At 55.4% G+C, this 22,463-nt stretch carries 22 protein-coding genes, 1 tRNA gene and 1 riboswitch; of the genes, 18 read left to right on the plus strand and 5 right to left on the minus strand.

All coding sequences use genetic code 11. The features are described from left to right. Positions 1 to 703 precede the first annotated feature (703 nt). Positions 704 to 780, plus strand: a tRNA-Trp gene (locus SPK40_RS19515). 169 nt (positions 781 to 949) lie between these two features. On the opposite strand, the gene crcB is transcribed toward SPK40_RS19515, so the two are convergent. Beyond that, positions 950 to 1,333: a fluoride efflux transporter CrcB gene (crcB, locus tag SPK40_RS19520; RefSeq protein ID WP_248144611.1), complete on the minus strand. Its 384-nt coding sequence runs from the start codon at positions 1,331 to 1,333 to the stop codon at positions 950 to 952. Between the two features lie 138 nt (positions 1,334 to 1,471). Between crcB and SPK40_RS19525 the strand changes: the two genes are divergently transcribed. The 7 genes from SPK40_RS19525 (at position 1,472) to thiH (ending at position 7,633) form a co-directional block, all read left to right on the plus strand. After that, positions 1,472 to 1,897, plus strand: a complete 426-nt coding sequence (locus tag SPK40_RS19525) for a universal stress protein (RefSeq protein WP_330961611.1) — start codon at positions 1,472 to 1,474, stop codon at positions 1,895 to 1,897. A gap of 80 nt (positions 1,898 to 1,977) precedes the next feature. Then, positions 1,978 to 2,075, plus strand: a riboswitch (TPP riboswitch). Positions 2,076 to 2,204: 129 nt separating this feature from the next. Further along, positions 2,205 to 4,133, plus strand: coding sequence for a phosphomethylpyrimidine synthase ThiC (thiC, locus tag SPK40_RS19530; RefSeq protein WP_330961612.1), 1,929 nt, complete (start codon positions 2,205 to 2,207; stop codon positions 4,131 to 4,133). After that, on the plus strand, positions 4,130 to 4,771 hold the full coding sequence (gene thiE / locus SPK40_RS19535) for a thiamine phosphate synthase (protein WP_330961613.1): 642 nt from the start codon (positions 4,130 to 4,132) through the stop codon (positions 4,769 to 4,771). The genes thiC and thiE overlap by 4 nt, the downstream gene beginning before the upstream one ends. 3 nt (positions 4,772 to 4,774) lie before the next feature. Next, a complete protein-coding gene (locus tag SPK40_RS19540) occupies positions 4,775 to 5,533 on the plus strand; it encodes a HesA/MoeB/ThiF family protein (protein WP_330961614.1) in 759 nt (252 codons plus the stop codon). Next, entirely contained in the window at positions 5,530 to 5,739 is a 210-nt protein-coding gene (gene thiS, locus SPK40_RS19545) for a sulfur carrier protein ThiS (RefSeq protein WP_248144616.1), read from the plus strand. The genes SPK40_RS19540 and thiS overlap by 4 nt, the downstream gene beginning before the upstream one ends. A gap of 1 nt (position 5,740) precedes the next feature. Then, entirely contained in the window at positions 5,741 to 6,511 is a 771-nt protein-coding gene (locus tag SPK40_RS19550) for a thiazole synthase (RefSeq protein WP_330961615.1), read from the plus strand. Positions 6,512 to 6,520: 9 nt separating this feature from the next. Further along, positions 6,521 to 7,633 carry a 2-iminoacetate synthase ThiH gene (gene thiH / locus SPK40_RS19555; protein ID WP_330961616.1) on the plus strand — a complete coding sequence of 371 codons (1,113 nt, stop codon included), beginning with the start codon at positions 6,521 to 6,523 and terminating at the stop codon, positions 7,631 to 7,633. Between the two features lie 74 nt (positions 7,634 to 7,707). On the opposite strand, the gene SPK40_RS19560 is transcribed toward thiH, so the two are convergent. The 3 genes from SPK40_RS19560 to SPK40_RS19570 all read right to left on the minus strand — a co-directional run bounded on the left by SPK40_RS19560 (position 7,708) and on the right by SPK40_RS19570 (position 11,703). Beyond that, the gene (locus SPK40_RS19560) at positions 7,708 to 8,640 is read right to left on the minus strand and encodes a hypothetical protein (protein WP_330961617.1); all 933 of its coding nucleotides are present in this window, start codon (positions 8,638 to 8,640) and stop codon (positions 7,708 to 7,710) included. Positions 8,641 to 8,832: 192 nt separating this feature from the next. Next, complete coding sequence (locus tag SPK40_RS19565; RefSeq protein WP_330961618.1) at positions 8,833 to 10,620, minus strand: aminopeptidase P family protein; 1,788 nt, start codon at positions 10,618 to 10,620, stop codon at positions 8,833 to 8,835. A gap of 123 nt (positions 10,621 to 10,743) precedes the next feature. Further along, positions 10,744 to 11,703 carry a LysR substrate-binding domain-containing protein gene (locus SPK40_RS19570; protein ID WP_330961663.1) on the minus strand — a complete coding sequence of 320 codons (960 nt, stop codon included), beginning with the start codon at positions 11,701 to 11,703 and terminating at the stop codon, positions 10,744 to 10,746. A 121-nt stretch (positions 11,704 to 11,824) separates the two neighbouring features. Between SPK40_RS19570 and SPK40_RS19575 the strand changes: the two genes are divergently transcribed. Continuing rightward, positions 11,825 to 13,027 carry a multidrug effflux MFS transporter gene (locus SPK40_RS19575; RefSeq protein ID WP_248144621.1) on the plus strand — a complete coding sequence of 401 codons (1,203 nt, stop codon included), beginning with the start codon at positions 11,825 to 11,827 and terminating at the stop codon, positions 13,025 to 13,027. Between the two features lie 134 nt (positions 13,028 to 13,161). On the opposite strand, the gene SPK40_RS19580 is transcribed toward SPK40_RS19575, so the two are convergent. Further along, entirely contained in the window at positions 13,162 to 14,070 is a 909-nt protein-coding gene (locus tag SPK40_RS19580; RefSeq protein ID WP_330961619.1) for a DMT family transporter, read from the minus strand. Between the two features lie 209 nt (positions 14,071 to 14,279). Here SPK40_RS19580 and rmuC point away from each other — a divergent pair, with 209 nt between their 5' ends. From rmuC to hemB, 9 genes are all read left to right on the plus strand, one after another. Beyond that, positions 14,280 to 15,803 carry a DNA recombination protein RmuC gene (gene rmuC, locus SPK40_RS19585; RefSeq protein WP_442957595.1) on the plus strand — a complete coding sequence of 508 codons (1,524 nt, stop codon included), beginning with the start codon at positions 14,280 to 14,282 and terminating at the stop codon, positions 15,801 to 15,803. Positions 15,804 to 15,849: 46 nt separating this feature from the next. Next, positions 15,850 to 16,602, plus strand: coding sequence for a bifunctional demethylmenaquinone methyltransferase/2-methoxy-6-polyprenyl-1,4-benzoquinol methylase UbiE (ubiE, locus tag SPK40_RS19590; protein WP_248144623.1), 753 nt, complete (start codon positions 15,850 to 15,852; stop codon positions 16,600 to 16,602). Between the two features lie 7 nt (positions 16,603 to 16,609). After that, complete coding sequence (locus SPK40_RS19595) at positions 16,610 to 17,236, plus strand: ubiquinone biosynthesis accessory factor UbiJ (RefSeq protein WP_330961620.1); 627 nt, start codon at positions 16,610 to 16,612, stop codon at positions 17,234 to 17,236. A 5-nt stretch (positions 17,237 to 17,241) separates the two neighbouring features. Then, the gene (ubiB, locus tag SPK40_RS19600) at positions 17,242 to 18,879 is read left to right on the plus strand and encodes a ubiquinone biosynthesis regulatory protein kinase UbiB (RefSeq protein ID WP_330961621.1); all 1,638 of its coding nucleotides are present in this window, start codon (positions 17,242 to 17,244) and stop codon (positions 18,877 to 18,879) included. Between the two features lie 55 nt (positions 18,880 to 18,934). After that, on the plus strand, positions 18,935 to 19,180 hold the full coding sequence (tatA, locus tag SPK40_RS19605) for a Sec-independent protein translocase subunit TatA (RefSeq protein ID WP_248144626.1): 246 nt from the start codon (positions 18,935 to 18,937) through the stop codon (positions 19,178 to 19,180). Positions 19,181 to 19,183: 3 nt separating this feature from the next. Further along, positions 19,184 to 19,612, plus strand: coding sequence for a Sec-independent protein translocase protein TatB (gene tatB, locus SPK40_RS19610; RefSeq protein WP_330961622.1), 429 nt, complete (start codon positions 19,184 to 19,186; stop codon positions 19,610 to 19,612). Between the two features lie 6 nt (positions 19,613 to 19,618). Beyond that, the gene (tatC, locus tag SPK40_RS19615) at positions 19,619 to 20,365 is read left to right on the plus strand and encodes a Sec-independent protein translocase subunit TatC (RefSeq protein ID WP_248144628.1); all 747 of its coding nucleotides are present in this window, start codon (positions 19,619 to 19,621) and stop codon (positions 20,363 to 20,365) included. 129 nt (positions 20,366 to 20,494) lie between these two features. Beyond that, positions 20,495 to 21,283: a TatD family hydrolase gene (locus SPK40_RS19620; protein ID WP_330961664.1), complete on the plus strand. Its 789-nt coding sequence runs from the start codon at positions 20,495 to 20,497 to the stop codon at positions 21,281 to 21,283. Positions 21,284 to 21,373: 90 nt separating this feature from the next. Next, positions 21,374 to 22,420 (plus strand): porphobilinogen synthase, encoded by a 1,047-nt coding sequence (gene hemB / locus SPK40_RS19625; RefSeq protein WP_248144630.1) that lies wholly within the window; start codon positions 21,374 to 21,376, stop codon positions 22,418 to 22,420. The last annotated feature ends 43 nt before the right edge of the window (positions 22,421 to 22,463 follow it).

The following is a 22,463-nucleotide window of genomic DNA, read 5'->3' on the forward strand; positions in this document are numbered from 1 at the left end:
GCGGGTTCGAGTCCCGTCCGCTCCGCCACTTCTTAGAGAAACCCAGTCAGCAATGGCTGGGTTTTTTGCTATTCAGGGTTCTGATAATTTCGTCACTGACGCAAAGCCTCAGACTAGGCGTCCCCGTCGAAAGACTGGGGCTTTTTTACGTTGGGGATTTGATATCCGTCCTTCGGCCGGACGCCTCCCGGTCGAATGCGATTCCAGCTGTCCGCTACTTCTTAAAGAAACCCAGTCAGTCATGACTTTTTTTTGCTATTTGCTATTCGTGATTTGATTTCTGACAGTTGGATATCCGCCTATTGGCAGGACGAATCTTTCCCTCTCTCTGCCCGTTGTTTTAAAACTTAAGACATAACCACAGATGTGCCCCATGGGATGAAAGTTGAAGTCCACAGAAGAACTACTGGACTCTGCGCTAAAGCGCATCCCAGGAGCACCTGTAGTGATTTGAGATAGGGTGTATTCATCTTCTAAAACGCTGGTGACACTCTGTCTACACGTCTGATATCGTGTTTTGGTTCTTAACCAGGATCAGCTGGAATGTTGTTGTCTGGCGAGGGAATACTGCACCAATCGGCCACGTAAACCTGTTGAGTTTGATGATCGATGTTTTAGTAGGCGGTTGAGCATCAAATTGATAAATTTCGACATTCAGGGCTGGTAATTATCATCAGTCTATATACAATACTTACCACACGACAGGGGTGTAGCTCCAATTGGCAGAGCAGCGGATTCCAAATCCGCGTGTTGGGAGTTCGAATCTCTCCACCCCTGCCATCTCTTTTAAGCTCTCGCAGAAATGCGGGAGCTTTTTCGTTTTCAGCGTTTATCTAACGCGATACCGTACGGCATTACATCCTCAGAATGCTGAATTTATTCGAGCCCAAATCGAAAAAAAGCCTCATCTATGATGAGGCTGGTACCAATCTAAACTCTCACGTCAGTCTTAGCTTCTCATCATCAGCTGATAGCCAATAAAGCAGGCAGAAATACTCAGGAATACATTTAAGAGCAGGTTCAGTGTCATCTTGGCGTACTCGCCGTGCTGAAGCAGGACGACGTTATCCATGGAGAAGGTTGAAAATGTCGTGAGGGCGCCGAGAAAGCCCAATCCAAGAATCGGACGCCATGGTGAGGCTTCAATCATTCCCTGATTCAGGGCTGACATCAGCAGTCCCATGATAAATGAACCGATGACATTGACGGCGAGGGTCCCATAAGGGAAGCCGCGTCCAAACAGGACAACAGACAGCTCGGCTATCAGATAACGGGCACATGCACCAAAGGCTCCGCCAAAGGCAACATAGCTTAAAACGATGAGTTGATTCATTTGTACGCTGGTCTCTGTCAGTCAAACCAGATACTAATACCATGAAATGAACTCTCTGTTGAGACAGTCACTAAGGTAATTCACAAAACAATGTGCTATATGGTGTTGTATTGCAAGTGTTCGTGAATTGAGGTGGTGATGAAGCTTTATAAAACGGTCTTGCTGGCACTCAATCCAGATGATCAACGGGCACAGCAGTTGATCGTGAAAGCCGGGGTCGTGGCAAGCCATAACAATGCAGACCTACATCTGGCATATGTCGAGCCCGGGGTCGGTAATCTGAGTTTTTTGGATATTGAGCTGCAACTGAAAGAAGCCCATGACGATCAGGAGCTCAGGCGAATGGCGCAGTTGTCTGAATTAGCCACCCATTCTCCGCAGCCTGTGCGCGCGATGCATCTCTATGATGGTGATGTTGCAAAACATCTCATTGAACTGGCAGCAAAAATACATGCAGACTTAGTGATTGTCGGCCATGCCAAAACGGATCTGCACTGGTTGCGAGAAGATGTCCGTCGTGAATTGGATCTGCATTTAAAGTGCGATGTGCTGATTTGTCGCTGATGCGTGACGGTTTTTACTGATTCCTGAAATTCAGTAAAGACCGCTTGCTGTCGGGATACACCTTTCTTATACTCGTTAGCTGAAACTTGTCGGAGTGCCAACTGGCTGAGACCGCATTGCGGGATCCGTTGAACCTGATCAGATTAGTATCTGCGAAGGGAACAAGAGAAAATCTTCTGCCTAGCTGTACCTGTCGTGTACAGCTGCTGTATCAGACGATGTGACACGCCCTACTTGTGTCCGCCTCTTGTTTACGCGCCCATCCGTCAAGCAACTTCCCAGAAATATCAGATGAAAGGAAATTGCTATGTCGAGTCGCAAGCAAGCGAGACTGGAAGCGAAACAATTTATTGATTCACTCACTACCCAAGCCTACCCGAATTCCCGAAAAATCTATGTCACCGGCAGCCGGGATGATATCCGTGTCGGCATGCGTGAGATTGCTCAGGCTGACTCCTTAGTCGGCGGGGATAAAAATAACCCGATTTTTGAGTCGAACGAACCGGTACGAGTCTACGATACCTCTGGCTTTTATACCGATCCGGAACAGACGATTGATATCTACAGTGGTCTGCCAAAGCTGCGTGAAAACTGGATTGAAGAGCGGAATGATACTGAGCTGTTGGATGAGCTGAGTTCTGCCTATACCAAAGAGCGTCTGGCTGATGACACCTTAGATGAGCTGCGTTTTGCGCTCCGTGCCCGTGTCCGCCGGGCTAAGCCAGGCCTGTGCGTGACTCAGATGCACTACGCCCGCAAGGGGATCATCACGCCGGAGATGGAATATATCGCGCTCCGTGAAAACATGGGTCGCGCTCGTTACCGTGATGAAGTGCTGAACCAGCAGCATCCGGGACAAAGCTTCGGCGCCAACCTGCCCAAAGACATCACCCCTGAATTTGTGCGAAAAGAAGTGGCTGAAGGTCGCGCTATTATCCCGTCTAACATCAACCACCCGGAATCTGAGCCGATGATTATCGGTCGTAATTTTCTGGTGAAGGTGAATGCCAATATCGGGAACTCAGCGGTCAGCTCTTCGATTGAAGAAGAAGTGGAAAAGCTGGTGTGGTCGACCCGCTGGGGCGGCGATACCGTGATGGACCTGTCAACCGGCAGGAACATTCACGAGACCCGTGAGTGGATCATCCGCAACAGTCCGGTGCCGATTGGAACCGTACCAATGTATCAGGCGCTGGAGAAGGTGAACGGCATTGCTGAGAACCTCAATTGGGACGTGTTCCGTGACACCTTGCTGGAGCAGGCGGAACAGGGCGTTGACTACTTTACGATTCACGCAGGTGTGTTGCTGCGCTACGTCCCGATGACGGCCAAGCGCGTGACCGGTATTGTTTCCCGTGGCGGTTCTATCATGGCGAAATGGTGTCTGGCACATCACAAAGAAAGCTTCCTGTATGAGCACTTCCGCGAGATCTGCGAGATCTGTGCGAAATACGATATCGCACTGTCGCTGGGTGATGGTCTGCGTCCGGGCTCAGTCGCGGATGCCAATGACGAAGCCCAGTTCAGCGAACTGCGTACACTGGGTGAGCTGACTCAGATCGCCTGGGAATATGATGTGCAGGTGATGATTGAAGGCCCGGGGCATGTGCCGATGCATATGATCAAGGAAAACATGGAAGAGCAGCTCAAGCACTGCCATGAAGCCCCGTTCTATACCTTAGGCCCGCTGACGACCGATATTGCCCCGGGTTATGACCATATCACCTCTGGGATTGGTGCCGCGATGATTGGCTGGTACGGCTGTGCCATGCTGTGTTACGTGACGCCGAAAGAGCATCTCGGTCTGCCGAATAAAGATGACGTAAAGACCGGCCTGATTACCTACAAACTTTGTGCTCACGCGGCTGATCTGGCCAAAGGACACCCGGGAGCGCAGGTCCGAGACAATGCATTGTCAAAGGCCCGTTTTGAATTCCGCTGGGAAGATCAGTTCAATCTGGGTCTGGACCCGGATACTGCCCGTGCATTCCACGATGAAACCCTGCCGCAGGAATCCGGCAAGATCGCGCATTTCTGTTCGATGTGCGGACCTAAATTCTGTTCGATGAAGATTTCTCAGGAAGTGCGGGATTATGCGAAAGCACAGAATGAGGCTCAGGTGATCCAGTTACTGGAGGATCCGCTGGAAGGCATGCGCCAGAAATCGGCCGAATTCCGGGAAAAAGGCAGCGAACTATATCATCAGGCGAAAACCCATGAGGCAGATCAGGCATGAGTGGGGCGCAACAACTGACATTTCCGGGAATGGAGGGCGGCATCGGGCCGCTCTATCCTGTAGTCGATGATGTTCGCTGGATTGCCCGACTGCTGCCGCTGGGTGTGAAAACGGTTCAGCTGCGGATGAAAGATCCGGCACATCCAGAACTGGAAACACAAATCATCGAAGCCATCCGGCTGGGCCGCGAGCACAACGCTCAGGTGTTTATCAATGACTACTGGCAGCTGGCGCTGAAACACGGCGCTTACGGGGTGCATCTGGGACAGGAAGATCTGGATACCGCCGATCTGGATGCCTTGCGTCATGCCGGTATCCGGCTGGGTGTCTCTACCCGGACGTCGGCTGAGTTGCAGCGCGGCCTGGCGATTGCGCCGAGCTATGTGGCAATCGGCCACATTTTCCCGACGCCGACCAAGGACATGCCGACCCCGCCGCAAGGGGTTGCACAGCTGCAGGAACATCTGGCGACCGTAGCGGACCGTTATCCGACGGTGGCTATCGGCGGAATTGACTTGAGCAATGTGGCGGACGTCTGGCAGACCGGCGTGTCCTGTGTCGCCGTGGTGCGGGCCGTGACGGCTGCACCGGACACGGAGCAGGCTCTGGCCGCTTTCGCTGAAAAGCTGGTGAGGTAAGCCATGCTGACTGACGAATCTTTTTTACGCTATCACCGTCAGGTGCAGTTGCCGGAAATTGGTGAGCAGGGTCAGCTGGCCCTGCAACAGGCCAAGGTGCTGATCATCGGTGCCGGTGGTCTGGGAGCGCCCGCGGCGTTGTATCTGGCCGGTGCCGGTGTGGGCAGTCTGGTGATTGCGGACGGCGACCGGGTGGAGCGTTCCAACCTCCAACGCCAGATCATCTACCGTGATGACAATCAGGGCGAGAGCAAGGCCCAGGCCGCAGTCGCGCAGGTGAAGGCACTCAATCCGCACATCCGGGCCCGGGCCGTGACCGCCAATCTGGCTAAGTTACAGCTGTCGATGGAAATCAGCCTTGCGGATGTGGTGCTCGATTGCACCGACAATTTTGCCAGCCGCCATGCCATCAATCAGGCCTGTTTCGAACACGGCAAGCAGCTGATCTCCGGGGCGGCGATCCGCTGGCAGGGGCAACTGATGAACTTTGATTTCCGGGCGCAGCAGGGGCCTTGCTATCACTGCCTGTTTCCGCACGGTGACATGCAGGCACCGCAAAATTGCAGCGAGTCCGGGATTGCCGGTCCCGTCGTCGGGATCATGGGGACCTTCCAGGCCTTGCAGGCTATCAAGGCGATCACCGGCAGTGGCGAATCTGGCAAGGGTCAGTTCCGCCAGTTTGACGGCCTCACCCTGCAATGGCAGCAGTTTGCTCTGCCCGTGAACCCGCAATGCTCTGTATGCAGTAAGGAATCTTTATGACCATGATTAACGTTCAGGTGAACGATAAAGCTATGCAGCTGGCGGCAGAAACCTCGCTACGAGCGCTGCTGGAGCAACTGGCAATGCCGCTGGATGCCACCGCAGTGGCGCTCAATCAGTCGATTGTCAGTCGTGATTGCTGGGGAGACACCGTGCTCAGCGATGGCGACGCGATCGCCCTGTTTCAAGCTATTGCAGGAGGCTGAGATGCTGACGATTGCTGATAAAACGTTTTCATCCCGTCTGTTTACCGGTACCGGCAAGTATGCCGGCCGGGATGTGATGGCGCAGTCCATTCTGGCTTCCGGTTCGGAACTGGTGACCATGGCACTCAAACGGGTCGACATTGAAAACCGGGACGATGACATCCTGGCGCCGCTGCGTGCCGCCGGGGTGAACCTGCTGCCGAATACCTCCGGCGCGAAAAATGCGAAGGAAGCGATTTTTGCCGCGCAGCTGGCCCGTGAGGCGCTGGGCACTCACTGGCTGAAACTGGAAATTCATCCGGACCCGAAATATCTGATGCCGGATCCGATTGAAACGCTGATTGCCGCAGAAGCGCTGGTCAAACAGGGCTTTATTGTGCTGCCTTACTGTCATGCCGATCCGGTGCTCTGTAAGCGGCTGGAAGAAGTCGGTTGCGCGGCGGTCATGCCGCTGGGTGCGCCGATTGGCTCCAATAAAGGGCTGGCCTCACGGGATTTCCTCGACATCATTATCGATCAGGCACGGGTGCCGGTGATTGTGGATGCCGGGATTGGCGCGCCGTCTCATGCGGCGGAAGCTATGGAGCGGGGCGCGGATGCGGTGCTGGTCAATACCGCGATTGCTGCGGCGGCTGATCCGGTGGCCATGGGCCGGGCATTCAAACTGGCGGTCGAAAGCGGACGGATGGCTTATGAAGCCGGTCTGGCCGGGACAGTCAGCCAGGCTGTTGCATCCAGCCCACTGACGGCGTTTCTGGATGCCAGCATTTAAGGAGGCGGCATGAGTTATGCGGATGTCTGGCGTCAGCTGGACTGGGATGATGTCCGGCTGTCGATTTACAGTAAAACGGCGGCGGATGTTGAGCGTGCACTCAGCAAACGCAAGCGGGATCTCGAAGACTTCAAAGCTTTGATTTCCCCGGCTGCCGAGGCTTATCTGGAGCAAATGGCACAGCAGTCGGCGTCTCTGACGCGGCAGCGTTTTGGCCGGACGATCGGATTTTACGTGCCTTTGTATCTGTCGAATCTCTGTGCCAACAGCTGCACTTACTGCGGATTTACCATGGAGAACAAGATCAAGCGAAGGACACTGACGCTGGACGAGATTGAGCGTGAATGTGCGGCGATCAAAGCGCTGAATTTTGATAACGTGCTGCTGGTCACCGGTGAGCACGAACGTAAGGTCGGGATAGATTATTTCCGTCAGAGTGTTCCGGCAATCAAGCGTCACTTCAGTTACCTGTCGATGGAAGTCCAGCCGCTGGATCAGGCGGAATATGCCGAGCTGAAAACGCTGGGGCTGGATGCGGTGATGGTTTATCAGGAAACCTACAGTGCACCGACTTATGCCCAGCACCATTTACGCGGCAATAAGATGGACTTTGTGTACCGGCTGGAAACCCCGGACCGACTGGCGCGGGCCGGCATTGATAAAATCGGCATCGGCGCACTGATTGGTCTGGAAGAATGGCGGACTGACTGTTTTTTTGTCGCCAGCCATCTGGATTATCTGGAGCGGACTTACTGGCAGACCCGTTATTCGATTTCGTTTCCGCGACTGCGTCCGTGTACGGGCGGATTAGAGCCGAAATCTGTGATGAGTGACCGCCAACTGGTGCAGCTGATCTGCGCATACCGGCTGTTCAACAGTGAGGTTGAGCTGTCCATGTCGACCCGGGAATCCCCGCATTTTCGCGACAACGTGTTGCCGCTGGGGATCACCAGCATGTCGGCAGGATCCAAAACGCAACCGGGAGGTTATGCCGATAACGAGCCGGAGCTGGAGCAGTTTGCGATCAGCGATGAGCGGGCGGTCAGTGACGTGACGCAGGCGGTGAAGCAGCACGGTTTTGAGGTCGTCTGGAAAGACTGGCACCCGGTTTATTCCGGCTGATTGCTTAGCGAAAGCTGCAGAGAAAATGAAAGGGCTGATGAAAACCATCAGCCCTTTTTGATGAGATGAAACAATTATTCCGTAAAGACGGCGTTGACCTTGGCGTCGTAACGGGCATTGATGTTGGATGAATAATGTCTGGCTGTCAGCTCAATTTTCAGTTTCTGAACATCGACCGGTTCATCAAAAGAGACAGAGAGTGTGCCTGAAGGGTATTTCAGGTAGCTCGGATAAACCCGTTCATTATTTTCGTTATAGATGAACGCAACTACAGACTGATTACGGGCATTGGCGGTTGTGTTGACAACCAGTTCCAGCGATTTCACTTTCTTGTTGTTGTACGGCGTAATTTCCACCCATTTGGTCACTGGCGTCCCAAAGCTGGCATAGAGTGAGGTACCGGCGGAGATTTGCTCATCAAAATCAATCACAGGATCGTGATCCGGGTAGCTGGTGGCATCGTTCGGTTTACTGTTGCCGAAATACTCCTGAATCAGGCTGAAGCCATCGCCGTCGTAATCGGTATTGGCATCAAGCCCGACCACCTCATAAGTTTTTTTCCACCAGGTTGGCAGATGGTCGTTATCGATGCTCGTGCTTTCGCCGTAGTTAAACCGGAAATTCCCGTCAAAGCGCTGGCTGGGTTTGGTAAAGTCGGCGTTGTACACAGAGATCACCGCACGGTAATTGTCCTGCCAGTACTCGATCGGGGTGGCGAATTTGTGCTCTCCCCAGCCCGCACGGCAGTCCAGATTATGCAGGCGCTGGTTCGCACCGTTGTAAATTTCGATCTTACAGTCCATAGCATTGGGCTGATTATTATCATATCCCAGTGTGACCAGATGGTGGCGGTCGGCAGGCAGGTTGAATTTGACCGGAATGTTCACCCGCTGGCCTTTATAAATCGTCTGATTTACGGACTGTTTGTAGGTTTCTAAATGTGGATTGGTGTTGGCCAGAGCGGCAAAAGACAAAAAAGGAAGTGACAGAAGCAGTTGTTTTCTCATGATATAACCTTATGAATATAATTGATTATTGTTTCATCAGGCATGCTAGCGATATTCATCAGATGTGAAAACAGTCAATAGGGACAGTTTTGTGCTGGGTCACGGAGATACATGACCGTTGTGCTCCGGCTGACAGGCAGAAAAAAGTCCGGCGTACTAACCGGACTTTTGGGAGGTAAATCAGGGATGTTTTTAGCGGCTGAGCGGCGCAGTTGCCTGTTTCAGCCACGTCAGATCCTCGCCCTGCAGGGACGGGCTGATGACGTCGAAGACAGTTTGGTGGTAAGTGTTCAGCCACGCCAGCTCGCTGTCGGTCATCAGGCTGAGATCCACCAGACGGCGATCAATCGGGGCACGGGTCAGCGATTCGAAACCGAGCACTGTCATATCCCCTTCGGTTGGGACTTCCACAACCAGCTCCAGGTTTTCAATCCGGATGCCGAAGGCGTCGGCACGGTAATAACCCGGCTCATTCGACAGCACCATTCCCGGCAGCAGCGCGGTTGGATTCGGGACTTTCGATATCCGTTGCGGGCCTTCATGTACGTTCAGGAAATGGCCGACGCCATGGCCTGTACCGTGGTCGAAATCAAAACCGTGTGCCCACAGGTGCTGACGTGCCAGAGCATCCAGCTGTGAGCCTGTCGTGCCGCGCGGGAAACGGGCACTGGCCAGGGCAATGTGACCTTTCAGCACCAGCGTGAAGGTTTGTTTCACTTCATCGCCCGGATTACCGACTGCGATGGTGCGGGTGATGTCGGTGGTGCCGTCCGGGTACTGACCGCCTGAATCTACCAGATAGACGTTGTCCATTTGCAGGACGCCCGGCTCCGGCTGGTTGTTGTGGTTGTAGTGACACATGGCAGCGTTGCCACCGGCTGCGGAAATGGTGTCGAAGCTGACATCGGTGCAGCTTGGATCTTCAATCCGGAACTGCCACAGCTGATCGGCCAGCGTGGCTTCGTCCAGCAGATTGCCGGCTGCGACCTGACGGTCAACCCAGGCCAGGAACTTGGACACCGCCACGCCATCACGGATATGACTGGCTTTCATGCCAGCCACTTCGGTCGGGTTTTTGGCAGCTTTCGGCAGCATGCACGGATCGGCACCTTCAAGGATCACAGCACCGGCGTCACGCAGGGTCTGTCCGGCCCAGGCATTGCTGGTGGCCGGGTCAAGCAGCACATGCTTACCATTCAGGGCTTTCAGGCGGTGTTCCAGGGTTTCCGGCGCCTGAATGCGGACACCTTCACCCACATGCGCTGCAAATTCAACAGGCAGACGGGATTCATCAATAAAGAAATCGACGCTGCCGTCATTGTGCAGGATAGCGGTCGACAGCAGGACCGGCAGGCACTGCACGTCGCTGCCGCGAATGTTCAGCAGCCAGGCAATGCTGTCGAGCTGGGTGAGCAGGACGGCATCGGCTTTTTGTTTTTGCAGGCTGGCGGCAATGTTTGCGCGTTTTTCGCTGCTGTGCTGGCCGACAAAATCCAGCCCCATCAGTCTGGCGTCAGACAGCGTCGGCGCCGGGCGGTCCTGCCACAGGGTATCAATCGGGTTGGTGTTCAGCAGCACCAGCTCCAGGCTGCTGTCCAGCGACTGCTGGGTACGTTTCAGCCAGGCGCCGCTGTGCAGGCGCGGGTCGACGGCAATTTTGCTGCCGGCAGCAAAGTGGTCTGCCACCCACTGCATTGGCGGTTCTTCGATCAGATGCCGGTATTCAAACACGTCACCCGGCACTTGTTTACGAACCTGGACGACATAGCGGCCATCCACAAACATCGCTGCCTTGTCGCGGCCGATAACAGCGGCCCCGGCCGAACCGGTGAAGCCGGTTGCCCACAGCAGGCGCTCGTTATGTTCAGGGATGTATTCACCCAGGTATTCGTCTTCATGCGGGATCACCAGGGCATCAAGCTGTTCTGCTTCCAGCCACTGGCGGATCTGTGCCACGCGTTGTGAAATCACTGATTGCATCTGTCAATATTCCTTTCTGTTGATGTCATCCTCGAACGGATGAGCCAAACCTGCCCCTCAGTCACCCTGACGACGGCAGCAGGCCGATCCGCTAAAGGTAGCGTTTTTGTGAATAGCCTGCAATTAACCGGTAGACAATTCACGGCATCCGTTGATGATGATCTGCCTTAACCATCTGTGCCCCGGGTCATTTTCCTGGTGTTGTGGCCAGAAAAGGGTGTAAGCCATAGCAGGAAGTGCTGTCGGTAAGGGCAGCACGATCAGGTCGAGCTGAGCCGCGACATAGTTAGCGAAATGGCTGGGCGCGGTGAAGACCAGATCGGTATGGGTACATAAACTGGCGGCGCTATTAAAGTCTGGCACAAACATCGCGATATCGCGTTGCAGGCCCTGCTCTGCCAGTTTGTAGTCCAGCAGCCAGCGGTCATCTCGGCCGCAACGCACCTGAATGTGCCGCTGGCGGAGGTAGTGGTCCTGATTCCACTGACCGTCCTCATACAGTGCCAGCACCGGATGACCGGGCCGGACAATACAACGCTGGGTATCGCGGTGCAGTTCCTGGAACAGTACGCCTTTCGGCGGCATCAGGGTGAGCTGGGCGTCCAGCGGGTTGAGATCTTTCCCGGTGATCCCGAAGTCAATCTCACCACGCAGCATCTTGTCGAAAGTATCCGGCTCCCAGGCATGGGTATCCAGCAGGATGTTGGGTCCCTGACTGAAAATATCACCCAGAAAGCGCGGCATCAGCAGCGGATAGGCACTTTCCACCAGAGACATTTTGAAATGGCGGTCACTGTTTTGCGGGACGAACTCTGCCGGTGCGGTCAGGTTTTCGATGTCCTGCAGCAGTTTTTCCAGTACGGGTTGCAGTGCCCGGGCACGCGGTGTCGGCAGCAGCCCGTGGGCACTGCGGACAAATAGGGTATCGTCGAACTGCTCGCGCAGCCGGGCCAGGCTTTTGCTGACCGCAGACTGGCTCAGACATAAGCGGTTTGCGGCGCGGGTGACGCTGCACTCCTGGAGTAACACATGCAGGCAGACCAAAAGATTGAGGTCCAGCCGGGTCAGTTTATCAACTGTCATCATTCATCCGTCATGTTGCTGAGATATTCCTGAGTGGAAATTTCACCGTGAATATAAACCATTTTAATTCATATCACGAACCTCGTAGACTGGCACCGTCTTTTGATAGGAAACCGAGTGAATGAAGCCTGAAACATCTTTGTCGAACCGCCGCATTGTGGCACTGATGGTCCTGCTGGTGCTGTTCAGCCCGCTGGCCATCGATATTTATCTGCCAGCCTTACCGGCCATGGCGGACAGTTTTGCTGTCGACCCGACACTGGTCCAGGATACGGTGACCTGGTTTATGTTCAGTCTGGGACTGGGACAGGTCTTTGCCGGTCCGCTGGCTGACCGTTTCGGCCGTCGTCCGATTGCGCTGGCCGGGGTGGCGCTTTACGCGATGAGTTCGACCCTGGCTTATGTAGCGCAGTCGCTGGATATTATGCTGCTTGCCCGATTCCTGCAGGGGTTCGGCGCCTGTGCGACTTCGGTGGCTGCCTTTGCCGCAGTCCGTGACAGCTTCGGCCCTGAGCGCAGCGGCCGGATGATCAGCTATCTCAATGGTGCCATCTGCTTTATTCCGGCACTGGCCCCGCTGCTGGGCTCCTGGCTGACCCACGAATTTGGCTGGCGTGCCAACTTCAGCTTCATGGCGGGTTTCGCGCTGGTGGCTGGTGGCCTGCTGACCACGTTTTTCCGGGAGACCCGCCCGGCTGATACCTTTGTCAGCGGTGCGATGTTCAGCCCGTCGCGTTATTTCTCGGTGCTGCGCGAGCCGGTATTTGTGTTCCATGCGTCGATGTCGATGCTGGCGATGGCTGTGATCCTGGCTTATGTGACGTCCGCACCGATGTGGCTGATGGTTCATCTGGGACTGGATATGGGGCAGTTTACGTTCTGGTTCGGCATCAATGCCGTCCTCAATATTATTGCCTGCATGGTCGCGCCGAAGTGTATGGATAAGATGGGCTCACGCCGCACCCTGATGTCTGGTCTGGCCATGCTGACGCTTTCGGGCGGTATGATGCTGATTCTGAAAGATATCGCGACCGCATGGGCCTTTATGCTGCCGATCTTTATGAGCTCATTCGGATTTGCGTTTGTGTTGGGCTCTGCAGCCGGGAAAGCACTGGCGCCGTTCGGTGACCGGGCGGGAACCGCGGCTGCGATGCTGGGCCTGTTCCAGATGAGCGGCGCCGGGCTGATGGTTAGTCTGACTCAGCGACTGGATCTGGCACCACCGCTGCTGATGACCTTCCAGATGCTGCTGTTGCTGCCGGGACTGCTGATCTTGCTGTCCCGCCGTGGCCGCCAGTGGCATCCGGCTCCGACTCAGGATTAATCCTGACAACTAATTTTGTATTGAACTGGTTTGGCATATAACTAGACGCCCGAAAAAGGCGCTGGGTCTCGACAACCCTTTTAACTCTCGCTTGGCCTGTCACTGACGTGACAGGCTTTTTTTTGCCTGATGGCTCAGGAGCAGGAAGTACTGACATCTTTCTGCTTCGCTTTGCCGCGCCATTGTTGGATCAGCAGGCCAAGAATAATCATCACCAGACCGATCAGGGTCGCCGGATGAATCGTTTCCCCGATGATGGTCGCCAGCAGCATCAGCGAAATAAAGGGTGACAGGAAGATCAGGTTGCTCAGTCTGGCCGTGTTGCGGGTCAGCTTCATCGCATTCAGCCAGAGCACGAAGGTGATCCCCATTTCGAACAGTCCGACATAACTGACGGCCATCCAGCCCTGCCAGGGAATCGGCTGCCAGCCACCGGTATACAGGCTCAGACCGATGGAAAATGGCAGCGAAAGTAGGAAACCCAGCAGGACACTGACCACGGGGTCGGCCTGATTTTTAGTATTCAGAATCCAGAACAGGGCCCACAGCAGGGTCGACAGCAGTGCCAGAGCCACCCCGAGCGGGCTGTCGAACTGCAACGCCATCAGATCGCCTTTGGTCGCAATCACTACCACACCAAGATAGCCAAACAGACAGGCGACCCAGTCCTGCGGGCGGATTTTCTGGCCCAGAAACAGTGCCGCCATCAGGGTCAGGGTGATGGCCCAGCTGTAATTGAGCGGCTGCGCCTGCGAGGCCGGGAGCAGCGCATAGGACTGAAACAGCACCAGATAATAGATACAGGGATTGATCAGCCCGAGCATCAGGTAATAAAGCGGCTTGGCTTTCAGAGTCGGCAGTAACTGACTGAGCTTGCCCTGATAACCGGCGATGGTAATCAGGGCGATCGCTGAGACGGCGCTCGCGGCCGCCACCATCTGGATCGGCGAAAAATAGTTGAGGGTGATTTTGAAGGCGGTGGCGACGGTGGACCATAAGAGTACGGCGGCGAGACCGAACCCGATCGCTTTCTTTTCCTGCATACTGCGCTTCCTGCTGCTGGACGGGAACTGACAGGCAGGACTGACGACAGCCTGCCGTAAAAACCGTCAGTCTATGCCATTTGCGCTTAGTCAGCCAGCACAGGATTCCGCCAGAGCCCGCTTTCCGTGATGACAATATCTGGACATTTATCCAGTATCTTTTTAGCCTTATCCTAAGAATACAAAAACATGCAGGAAACAGTGCAATGATGGGGGAATGGTTCAGTGAGAACGGCCAGTGGCTGGCCGCTGCGATCACCGGTGCGGTGGTGGCAGGCAGTGCGACCGCCCTGTGGTTTCAGGGCCGACTGCGTCAGCAGGCAGAGATTTGGCAGCGGCAGTTAGAGTCCGAAACCCGGCTGGCCCGTCAGCAGGAGCAGCAACTGCGCCACGAACTGGCGGAACAGCAGCAGGAGCTGGATACGCTGGATGTCGAACGTGACCGGCTCAGCAACGAACTGCGCCAGATGCACGCCCGGCTGGCCGCGGCGGTGGAGAAGCTGCGCTATCTGGAAACGCTGCGTCAGGAGCATCTGAAACTGACGGAGCGGCTGGAAGCCTCTCGTCAGGCCGAATCCGTGCTGGCGGCAGATCTGCGTGAGTTGCAGACCCGTTACCGGGAAGAGCAGAAATCGGCTCAGGAGAAAATCACCCTGCTGGAAAATGCCGAAACCCGGCTTCAGCAGCAGTTTGAAAGTCTGGCTAACCGGTTGTTCGAGCACAAAAGCCGCAGTGTGGACGAGCAGAACAAGCTCAGTCTGGATGGTCTGCTCAGCCCGCTCAAGGAACAGCTGGAAGGATTTCGTAAACAGATTCACGACAGCTTCAGCCATGAGGCCCGCGAGCGGCATACGCTGGTTCACGAGATCAACAGCCTGAAACAGCTCAATGAGCAGATGGCGCGTGAGGCAGTAAATCTGACCCAGGCCCTGAAAGGAGACAACAAAGCCCAGGGCAACTGGGGCGAAGTGGTACTGGCACGGGTGCTGAGCGAGTCCGGTCTGCGCGAGGGGCATGAGTATCAGACTCAGGTGAATCTGGAAGATCACAGCGGCAAGCGCTATCAGCCTGACGTTGTGGTGCATCTGCCGCAGGACAAAGATGTGGTGATCGATGCCAAAATGTCATTGGTCGCCTATGAGCGTTATTTCCATGCCGAGACGCAGGCCGAACGGGATCAGGCACTCAGCGATCACCTGACTTCGCTGCGTGGTCATATCCGCGGCCTGAGTCGCAAGGATTATCATCAGCTGGAAGGCGTGCGCAGTCTGGATTATGTGCTGATGTTTATTCCGGTTGAGCCCGCGTTCCAGACCGCCGTGGAAGCCGACCCGTCACTGATCCGGGATGCCATGGACAGCAATATCATGCTGGTCAGCCCGACAACTTTGCTGGTGGCTTTGCGTACCATCAATAACCTGTGGCGGAACGAAAGGCAAAATCAGAATGCCAAGCAAATTGCGGATCGCGCCAGCAAGCTCTATGACAAGCTGCGGCTGTTCGTCGCCGACATGGACAACGTCGGCCATGCGCTGGACAAGGCCAGCCAGAGCTATCAGGGTGCGATGAACAAGCTGGCGACCGGGCGGGGCAATATTATCCGGCAGGCGGAGAGCTTCAGGCAGCTGGGGGTTGAAGTGAAGCGGGTTTTACCGGTCGCCCTGACTGAACAGGCGCTGCGCGACAGTGAGGCTGTTCACGTCCTCACCGAGACGGTGAATGACACACCATGATGCATCAAGTAAACTACGCCCATAAATCAAAATTGATGGAACGAGCATGACTGAACCCACACAAACCACTGATTTTGGTTACCGTAAGGTCGCCAAAGAAGAGAAAGCGCAGCTGGTCGCGGAAGTGTTTCACTCTGTAGCTGACAAGTACGATCTGATGAACGACCTGATGTCGATGGGCATTCATCGTCTGTGGAAGCGTTTCACGATCGACTGCAGCGGTGTACGTCGTGGTCAGCACGTGCTGGATCTGGGCGGTGGTACCGGGGATCTGGCCGCGAAATTCTCCCGCATGGTAGGTGAGGAAGGTCAGGTGGTTCTGGCTGATATCAACAATTCCATGCTGAAAGTCGGTCGCAGTAAACTGCGTGACCGCGGAATTGTCGGGAATGTGGCTTATGTTCAGGCCAACGCTGAAGAGCTGCCGTTCCCGGATAACTATTTCGACTGTATCACCATCAGTTTCTGTCTGCGGAACGTCACCGACAAAGACAAAGCGCTGCGTTCCATGTTCCGGGTGCTGAAACCGGGCGGTCGTCTGCTGGTGCTGGAATTCTCCAAGCCGGTGCTCGAGCCGTTATCGAAAATTTATGATGCTTATTCGTTCCACATTCTGCCTCGCGTGGGTGAGATGGTGGTCGGTGATGCCGACAGTTACCGCTATCTGGCCGAGTCCATCCGGATGCATCCGGATCAGGCCACGCTGGAAGGTATGATGCAGGACGCTGGTTTTGAGCAGACCAGCTACCATAACCTGACCGGCGGCATCGTTGCGCTGCACCGCGGCTATAAGTTCTGAGGTCCGGATGCCAGTTGATGTGCTCCTCACCGGTGTGGTGGAAACGGCTCTGAATACCCTGCTCAAAGACGAGGAGGCCAGTCAGCGACGTCTGGCCCGTCTGCGCGGCAAGGTGATCAGTGTGCAGATAAACGAGTTCGGCAAACGTCTGTATTTTGTGTTCAGCCAGCAGATTGATGTGCTGGCAGCCTACGAAGGCGAGGCCGACTGCCAGTTGGCACTGAGCCTGACGGCGTTGCCGGAGCTGCGCGAGCAGGCCAACCTGACCCAGCTGATCAAAGCGGACAAGCTGGCGCTGGATGGGGATATCCAGCTGGCCCAGCAGTTCTCTGCGTTGCTGAGCGGTCTGAAACCGGATGTGGCCGAGCGCTTGTCCCGCTATACCGGCGATGTGGTCGCCCATACGGTGGTCAGCGGTGTGAAGCAGAAGCTGACCGGGCTGCGCCATCATGCCGAAGAACGCAGCCGCGATCTGGCGGAGGTAATCACCGAAGAGTGGCGTCTGGCACCACCGGCGCTCGAGATTGCCCATTTCGCCGATCAGGTGGATGATGCCGCGTCTCAGCTGGCCCGATTGGAAGCCCGAATCAATAAGCTGGCTGATCGGCTGGCGCAACCCACTCCTGCTGCCTGAGAATCATGAGTCGTTTTTCCGAAATTAAGCGCCTATACCAAATTACTGCCGTCCAGCTGCGTTACGGGCTGGATGACCTGCTGCCGGACGATCCCCGGACCCGGCTGCCGAAACTGATGCGAAAAAGCCTGTTCTGGATCCGCAACCAGCATCCGGACAAGCCGCTGGGCGAGCGTCTGCGTCTGGCCTTACAGGCGCTGGGGCCGGTCTGGATCAAGTTCGGCCAGATGATGTCGACCCGGCGCGATCTCTTCCCGCCGCATATTGCCGACCAGCTGGCGATGCTGCAGGACAGGGTGGCTCCGTTTGACGGTGCGCTGGCCCGCCAGCAGATCGAAAAAGCACTGGGCGGTTCGCTGGATCGCTGGTTTGCCGATTTTGACCAGACACCGCTGGCCTCGGCGTCGATTGCACAGGTGCATACTGCGACGCTGAAAGAAAATGGCCGCGAAGTGGTCCTGAAGGTGATTCGTCCGGATATCCTGCCGGTGATTCAGGCCGATATCCGTCTCATGTACCGGATGGCCCGGCTGGTGGCGCGTTTCGTGCCGGAAGCCCGACGTCTGCGCCCGGTCGAAGTGATCCGGGAGTATGAAAAGACGCTGATTGATGAGCTGGACCTGATGCGTGAGGCGGCCAATGCGATTCAGTTGCGCCGGAACTTTGAAGGCAGTGATTCACTCTATGTGCCTGAAGTATTTACCGATTACGCCAGCAGTCATCTTCTTGTCATGGAACGTATTTATGGTATTCAGGTCTCTGACATTGAGGCGCTGAAAGCCAACGGCACAGACATGAAGCTGCTGTCGGAAAAAGCGGTGAACGTATTCTTTACTCAGGTTTTCCGTGACAGTTTCTTCCATGCGGACATGCATCCGGGCAATATTTTTGTCTCGTATAAGAATCCGTCCGACCCGCAGTGGATTGCGCTGGATTTTGGCATCGTGGGGACGCTGAACCGGGAAGATAAGCGCTATCTGGCAGAAAACCTGCTGGCGTTCTTTCACCGGGATTACCGCAAGGTGGCCGAGCTGCACGTCGACTCGGGCTGGGTGCCGCATGATACCAATGTCGATGAGTTTGAATTTGCGATTCGCACGGTGTGCGAGCCGATCTTCGAGAAACCGCTGGCAGATATTTCGTTTGGCCATGTGCTACTGAACCTGTTCAATACCGCACGTCGCTTCAATATGGAAGTTCAGCCGCAGCTGGTGCTGCTGCAGAAAACCCTGCTCTATGTTGAAGGGCTGGGCCGTCAGCTGTATCCGCAGCTGGATCTGTGGGATACCGCCAAACCGTTTCTGGAAGACTGGATGTCGCGTCAGGTCGGGCCGCAGGCCATCATCGGTGCAGTGCGGGAGAAGGCGCCGTTCTGGGCTGAAAAATTACCTGAACTGCCTGAATTGCTTTATGACAGTTTGCGCCAGGGCAAAGTAATGAATCAGCGGATTGATATGCTGTATGACAACTTTATGTCCAGCCGTCGTCAGCAGGGCCAGGCAAGGTTTTGTTTTGGCGTTGGCGCGACCCTGATTATATGTTCTGCCATACTTTTTGGTAACCAGGTGGATATTTATCCGGCCATATCAGCAACAGCTGGGGGGATCTTCTGGCTGATGGGTTGGCGGGCTTACACCAAATAACCGCTGTGTCACGCAAGGTGCCATGGCTTTAACGATGAATTGAGGAAAGGTAAACATGGGTGGAATCAGTATCTGGCAACTGCTAATCGTTGCCCTGATTATTGTGCTGTTATTCGGAACCAAGAAGTTGCGTTCAATCGGCGGTGACTTGGGCTCAGCGGTGAAAGGCTTCAAGAAAGCCATGAGCGATGAGGAAGAGAGCAAAAACAAAGCGGATGCAGACTTTGAGCAGAAGTCGCTGGCGGATAAGAAAGATGCCGCAGAGCCGCAGAAAGACCAGAAAGATAAAGAGCAGGTTTAACACGTGTTTGATATCGGGTTCTGGGAGCTGATTCTGATTGCCGTGGTCGGCCTGGTCGTGCTGGGGCCGGAACGGCTGCCGGTTGCGATTCGCTCGGTCTCGCGCTGGGTTAATGCTGCCAGAAATATGGCCACTGCGGTGAAGACTGAGCTGTCTCAGGAACTGAAGATTCACGAGCTGCATCAGGATCTGAAAAAGGCCGAGCAGGCGGGGATGCAGGATCTGGCCCCGGATCTGCAAAAATCGGTTGAGGAACTGAAAGAGGCAGCGGCCTCAGTGCAGCGTCCTTATGCCAAACCTGAGCCTGCCAAATCTGAACCTTCAATCAAGCCAGAGCAACCGGCAACGGAAGAAGTGCATCCGCAGGCAGAGACTCATCCGGATGAGATGCCTGCCAAGCCGTCATCATTTTCGCAACAACAGGATAAATAACGCTTCATGTCGAGTGTGGAAGAGACCCAGCCTTTGTTCAGTCATTTGCTGGAATTGCGGAACCGGCTGCTCCGTTCTATCTTGAGTGTCCTGGTGGTCTTTCTCTGCCTGGTGTGGTTTGCCAATGACATTTACAGTCTGCTGGCAGCTCCGCTGGTTGAGCGGCTGCCGGAAGGCACCAGCATGATTGCCACCGATGTGGCATCGCCGTTCTTTACCCCGATCAAGCTGACGCTGGTGACCTCGGTGTTTCTGGCTGTGCCTTTTATTTTGTATCAGGTCTGGGCCTTTGTGGCACCGGGATTGTACAAGCATGAACGCCGCCTGGTGATGCCGCTGCTGTTTTCCAGTTCGCTGCTGTTCTACTGCGGTGTTGCCTTCGCCTATTTTGTAGTGTTCCCGCTGGTGTTTGGTTTTTTCACCAGCATCGCCCCGGAAGGGGTCCAGGTCGCGACGGATATTGCCAGCTATCTCGATTTTGTTCTGGCACTGTTTCTGGCATTCGGCATCGCGTTTGAGATCCCGGTGGCCATTATTCTGCTGTGCTGGACCGGGGCGACTGACCCGGAGAGCCTGCGCCAGAAGCGCCCTTATATCATTGTGGCAGCCTTCGTGGTCGGCATGCTGCTGACACCGCCGGATATCATCTCGCAGACCTTGCTGGCCGTGCCGATGTGTCTGCTGTTTGAAGTCGGACTGTTCTTCTCCCGCTTCTATGTACGTGCAGATGACGATGGATCCGCAGAAGACTGAGTCTGAACGCTGAGACTGACAGCCGCCTTTGTGCGGCTGTTTTTGTTTGTGCCGTGTGCCAAGGTCAGTTTTTATTTGTCTGAATGTGGCGTGTACAATGACGCCAAATTTCCAGCGGACAGCACAGTGATGATAGATATAGGTGTCAACCTGACCAACAGCCGTTTTGATAAAGACCGGGATGCCGTGATCGCCCGCTCGCGTGAAGCCGGGGTCCAAGCCTTGATCCTCACTGGTACCAGTGAGGACGAGAGCCGCGAGGCTCTGGCGATGGCGCATCGCTGGCCGGGCTATTGCTTCAGCACTGCGGGCGTGCACCCGCATGATGCCAAGTTGGTGACCGATTTGTCGATGCCGGTTATCCGGATGCTGGCGGCTGATCCGGCGGTGGTGGCGATTGGGGAATGCGGGCTGGATTTCAATCGTGATTTCTCGCCTAGGCCGCAGCAGGAGGCGGTGTTCGAAGCCCAGCTGGCGCTGGCGGCTGAGCTGAAAAAGCCGGTCTTTATGCACTGCCGGGATGCGCATGAACGCTTTCTGGCGATTCTCAAACCCTGGCGCGACAAGCTCCCGGCTGCGGTGCTGCATTGTTTTACCGGGACGGAGCAGGAACTGAAAGACTGTCTGGACCTGGATCTGCACATCGGGGTGACCGGCTGGATTTGTGACGAACGCCGGGGGACCGAGCTGCGGGAGATTGTCCGCCATATTCCGGACCATCGTCTGATGGTAGAGACGGACTGCCCGTATCTGCTGCCGCGTGATCTGCGGCCAAAGCCGAAATCAAGCCGCAATGAACCGGCTTATCTGCCGCATATTGCAGCGACGGTGGCGGCCTGCCGCAACCAGCCGGCGGCAGAATTCAGCTCGGCGGTTTTTTCCACAACCCGGGCATTTTTTCAGATCGAACCAGCGTAACTGACTGTTCAGTGGTAAGATGAGCGTTACTGTGACTGATTGCGGCGCCTTTCAGCAGAATTTCGCCGCACAACCAACAAGGAGTGAGCAGTGTCTGTATCTATTCAGGGGGCATTTCCGGCCCGTCGTATGCGTCGTGTGCGCAAGCAAGACTTTACCCGCCGTCTGACGGCTGAAAACCAGGTGTCAGTCAACGACCTGATCTATCCCATGTTTATCCTGCTGGGGAAAAACCGCCGCGAGCCGGTGGAGTCCATGCCGGGGGTAGAGCGTCTGTCCATCGATCTGATGCTGCTGGAAGCTGAGTATCTGGCAAAGCTGGGTGTTCCGGCGATTGCCCTGTTCCCTGTTGTGTCACAGGACTTCAAGAGTGTCTGCGCGGCAGAAGCCTACAACCCGGAAGGTCTGGTGCAGCGTGCGGTGCGTCTGCTGAAAGAGCACGTGCCGCAGATGGGCGTGATCACTGACGTGGCGCTGGACCCGTTCACGACTCATGGTCAGGACGGCATCATTGATGAAGACGGCTACGTCCTGAATGATGAAACCACCGAAGTGCTGGTCAAGCAGGCACTGTCTCACGCCGAAGCAGGTGCCGACATTGTGGCGCCTTCCGATATGATGGATGGCCGCATTGGTGCCATCCGCGAAGCGCTGGAAGAAGCGGGTTACATTCATACCCAGATTATGGCGTATTCAGCCAAGTATGCGTCCAACTATTACGGTCCGTTCCGGGATGCAGTCGGTTCGGCGGCCAATCTGAAAGGCGGCGACAAGAAGACTTACCAGATGGATCCGGCCAACAGTGACGAAGCATTGCATGAAGTGGCGATGGATGTACAGGAAGGTGCCGACATGGTGATGGTCAAGCCGGGTATGCCGTATCTGGATGTAGTCCGCCGGGTGAAAACCGAGCTGCAGGTACCAACCTTTGCCTATCAGGTCTCAGGTGAGTACGCCATGCATATGGCAGCGATCCAGAATGGCTGGCTGAAAGAAAAAGAGACCGTGATGGAATCTCTGCTGTGCTTCAAGCGCGCTGGTGCAGACGGCATTCTGACTTACTTTGCCAAGTCTGTGGCCGAGTGGCTGGCTGAAGAAGCGGCGGAGCGTCAGGCCACACTGAACGAAAATCGTTAACAGCCTGACCTGTTGTGAAAAGCGAGCCTGAGGGCTCGCTTTT

Source organism: Photobacterium sp. 53610 (assembly GCF_036409375.1).
Lineage (GTDB): Bacteria > Pseudomonadota > Gammaproteobacteria > Enterobacterales > Vibrionaceae > Photobacterium.

What these genes read in the sequence shown, in the direction of transcription:
- thiH (WP_330961616.1), top strand. Translation starts at nt 6,521, where the DNA reads ATGAGTTATGCGGATGTCTGGCGTCAGCTGGACTGGGATGATGTCCGG.
- tatA (WP_248144626.1), top strand. Translation starts at nt 18,935, where the DNA reads ATGGGTGGAATCAGTATCTGGCAACTGCTAATCGTTGCCCTGATTATT.
- thiE (WP_330961613.1), top strand. Translation starts at nt 4,130, where the DNA reads ATGAGTGGGGCGCAACAACTGACATTTCCGGGAATGGAGGGCGGCATC.
- SPK40_RS19550 (WP_330961615.1), top strand. Translation starts at nt 5,741, where the DNA reads ATGCTGACGATTGCTGATAAAACGTTTTCATCCCGTCTGTTTACCGGT.
- SPK40_RS19570 (WP_330961663.1), bottom strand. Translation starts at nt 11,703, where the DNA reads ATGACAGTTGATAAACTGACCCGGCTGGACCTCAATCTTTTGGTCTGC.
- ubiB (WP_330961621.1), top strand. Translation starts at nt 17,242, where the DNA reads ATGAGTCGTTTTTCCGAAATTAAGCGCCTATACCAAATTACTGCCGTC.
- SPK40_RS19560 (WP_330961617.1), bottom strand. Translation starts at nt 8,640, where the DNA reads ATGAGAAAACAACTGCTTCTGTCACTTCCTTTTTTGTCTTTTGCCGCT.
- SPK40_RS19525 (WP_330961611.1), top strand. Translation starts at nt 1,472, where the DNA reads ATGAAGCTTTATAAAACGGTCTTGCTGGCACTCAATCCAGATGATCAA.
- SPK40_RS19575 (WP_248144621.1), top strand. Translation starts at nt 11,825, where the DNA reads ATGAAGCCTGAAACATCTTTGTCGAACCGCCGCATTGTGGCACTGATG.
- thiS (WP_248144616.1), top strand. Translation starts at nt 5,530, where the DNA reads ATGACCATGATTAACGTTCAGGTGAACGATAAAGCTATGCAGCTGGCG.
- thiC (WP_330961612.1), top strand. Translation starts at nt 2,205, where the DNA reads ATGTCGAGTCGCAAGCAAGCGAGACTGGAAGCGAAACAATTTATTGAT.
- tatC (WP_248144628.1), top strand. Translation starts at nt 19,619, where the DNA reads ATGTCGAGTGTGGAAGAGACCCAGCCTTTGTTCAGTCATTTGCTGGAA.
- SPK40_RS19565 (WP_330961618.1), bottom strand. Translation starts at nt 10,620, where the DNA reads ATGCAATCAGTGATTTCACAACGCGTGGCACAGATCCGCCAGTGGCTG.
- ubiE (WP_248144623.1), top strand. Translation starts at nt 15,850, where the DNA reads ATGACTGAACCCACACAAACCACTGATTTTGGTTACCGTAAGGTCGCC.
- SPK40_RS19540 (WP_330961614.1), top strand. Translation starts at nt 4,775, where the DNA reads ATGCTGACTGACGAATCTTTTTTACGCTATCACCGTCAGGTGCAGTTG.
- crcB (WP_248144611.1), bottom strand. Translation starts at nt 1,333, where the DNA reads ATGAATCAACTCATCGTTTTAAGCTATGTTGCCTTTGGCGGAGCCTTT.
- rmuC (WP_442957595.1), top strand. Translation starts at nt 14,280, where the DNA reads ATGGGGGAATGGTTCAGTGAGAACGGCCAGTGGCTGGCCGCTGCGATC.
- SPK40_RS19620 (WP_330961664.1), top strand. Translation starts at nt 20,495, where the DNA reads ATGATAGATATAGGTGTCAACCTGACCAACAGCCGTTTTGATAAAGAC.
- SPK40_RS19580 (WP_330961619.1), bottom strand. Translation starts at nt 14,070, where the DNA reads ATGCAGGAAAAGAAAGCGATCGGGTTCGGTCTCGCCGCCGTACTCTTA.
- SPK40_RS19595 (WP_330961620.1), top strand. Translation starts at nt 16,610, where the DNA reads ATGCCAGTTGATGTGCTCCTCACCGGTGTGGTGGAAACGGCTCTGAAT.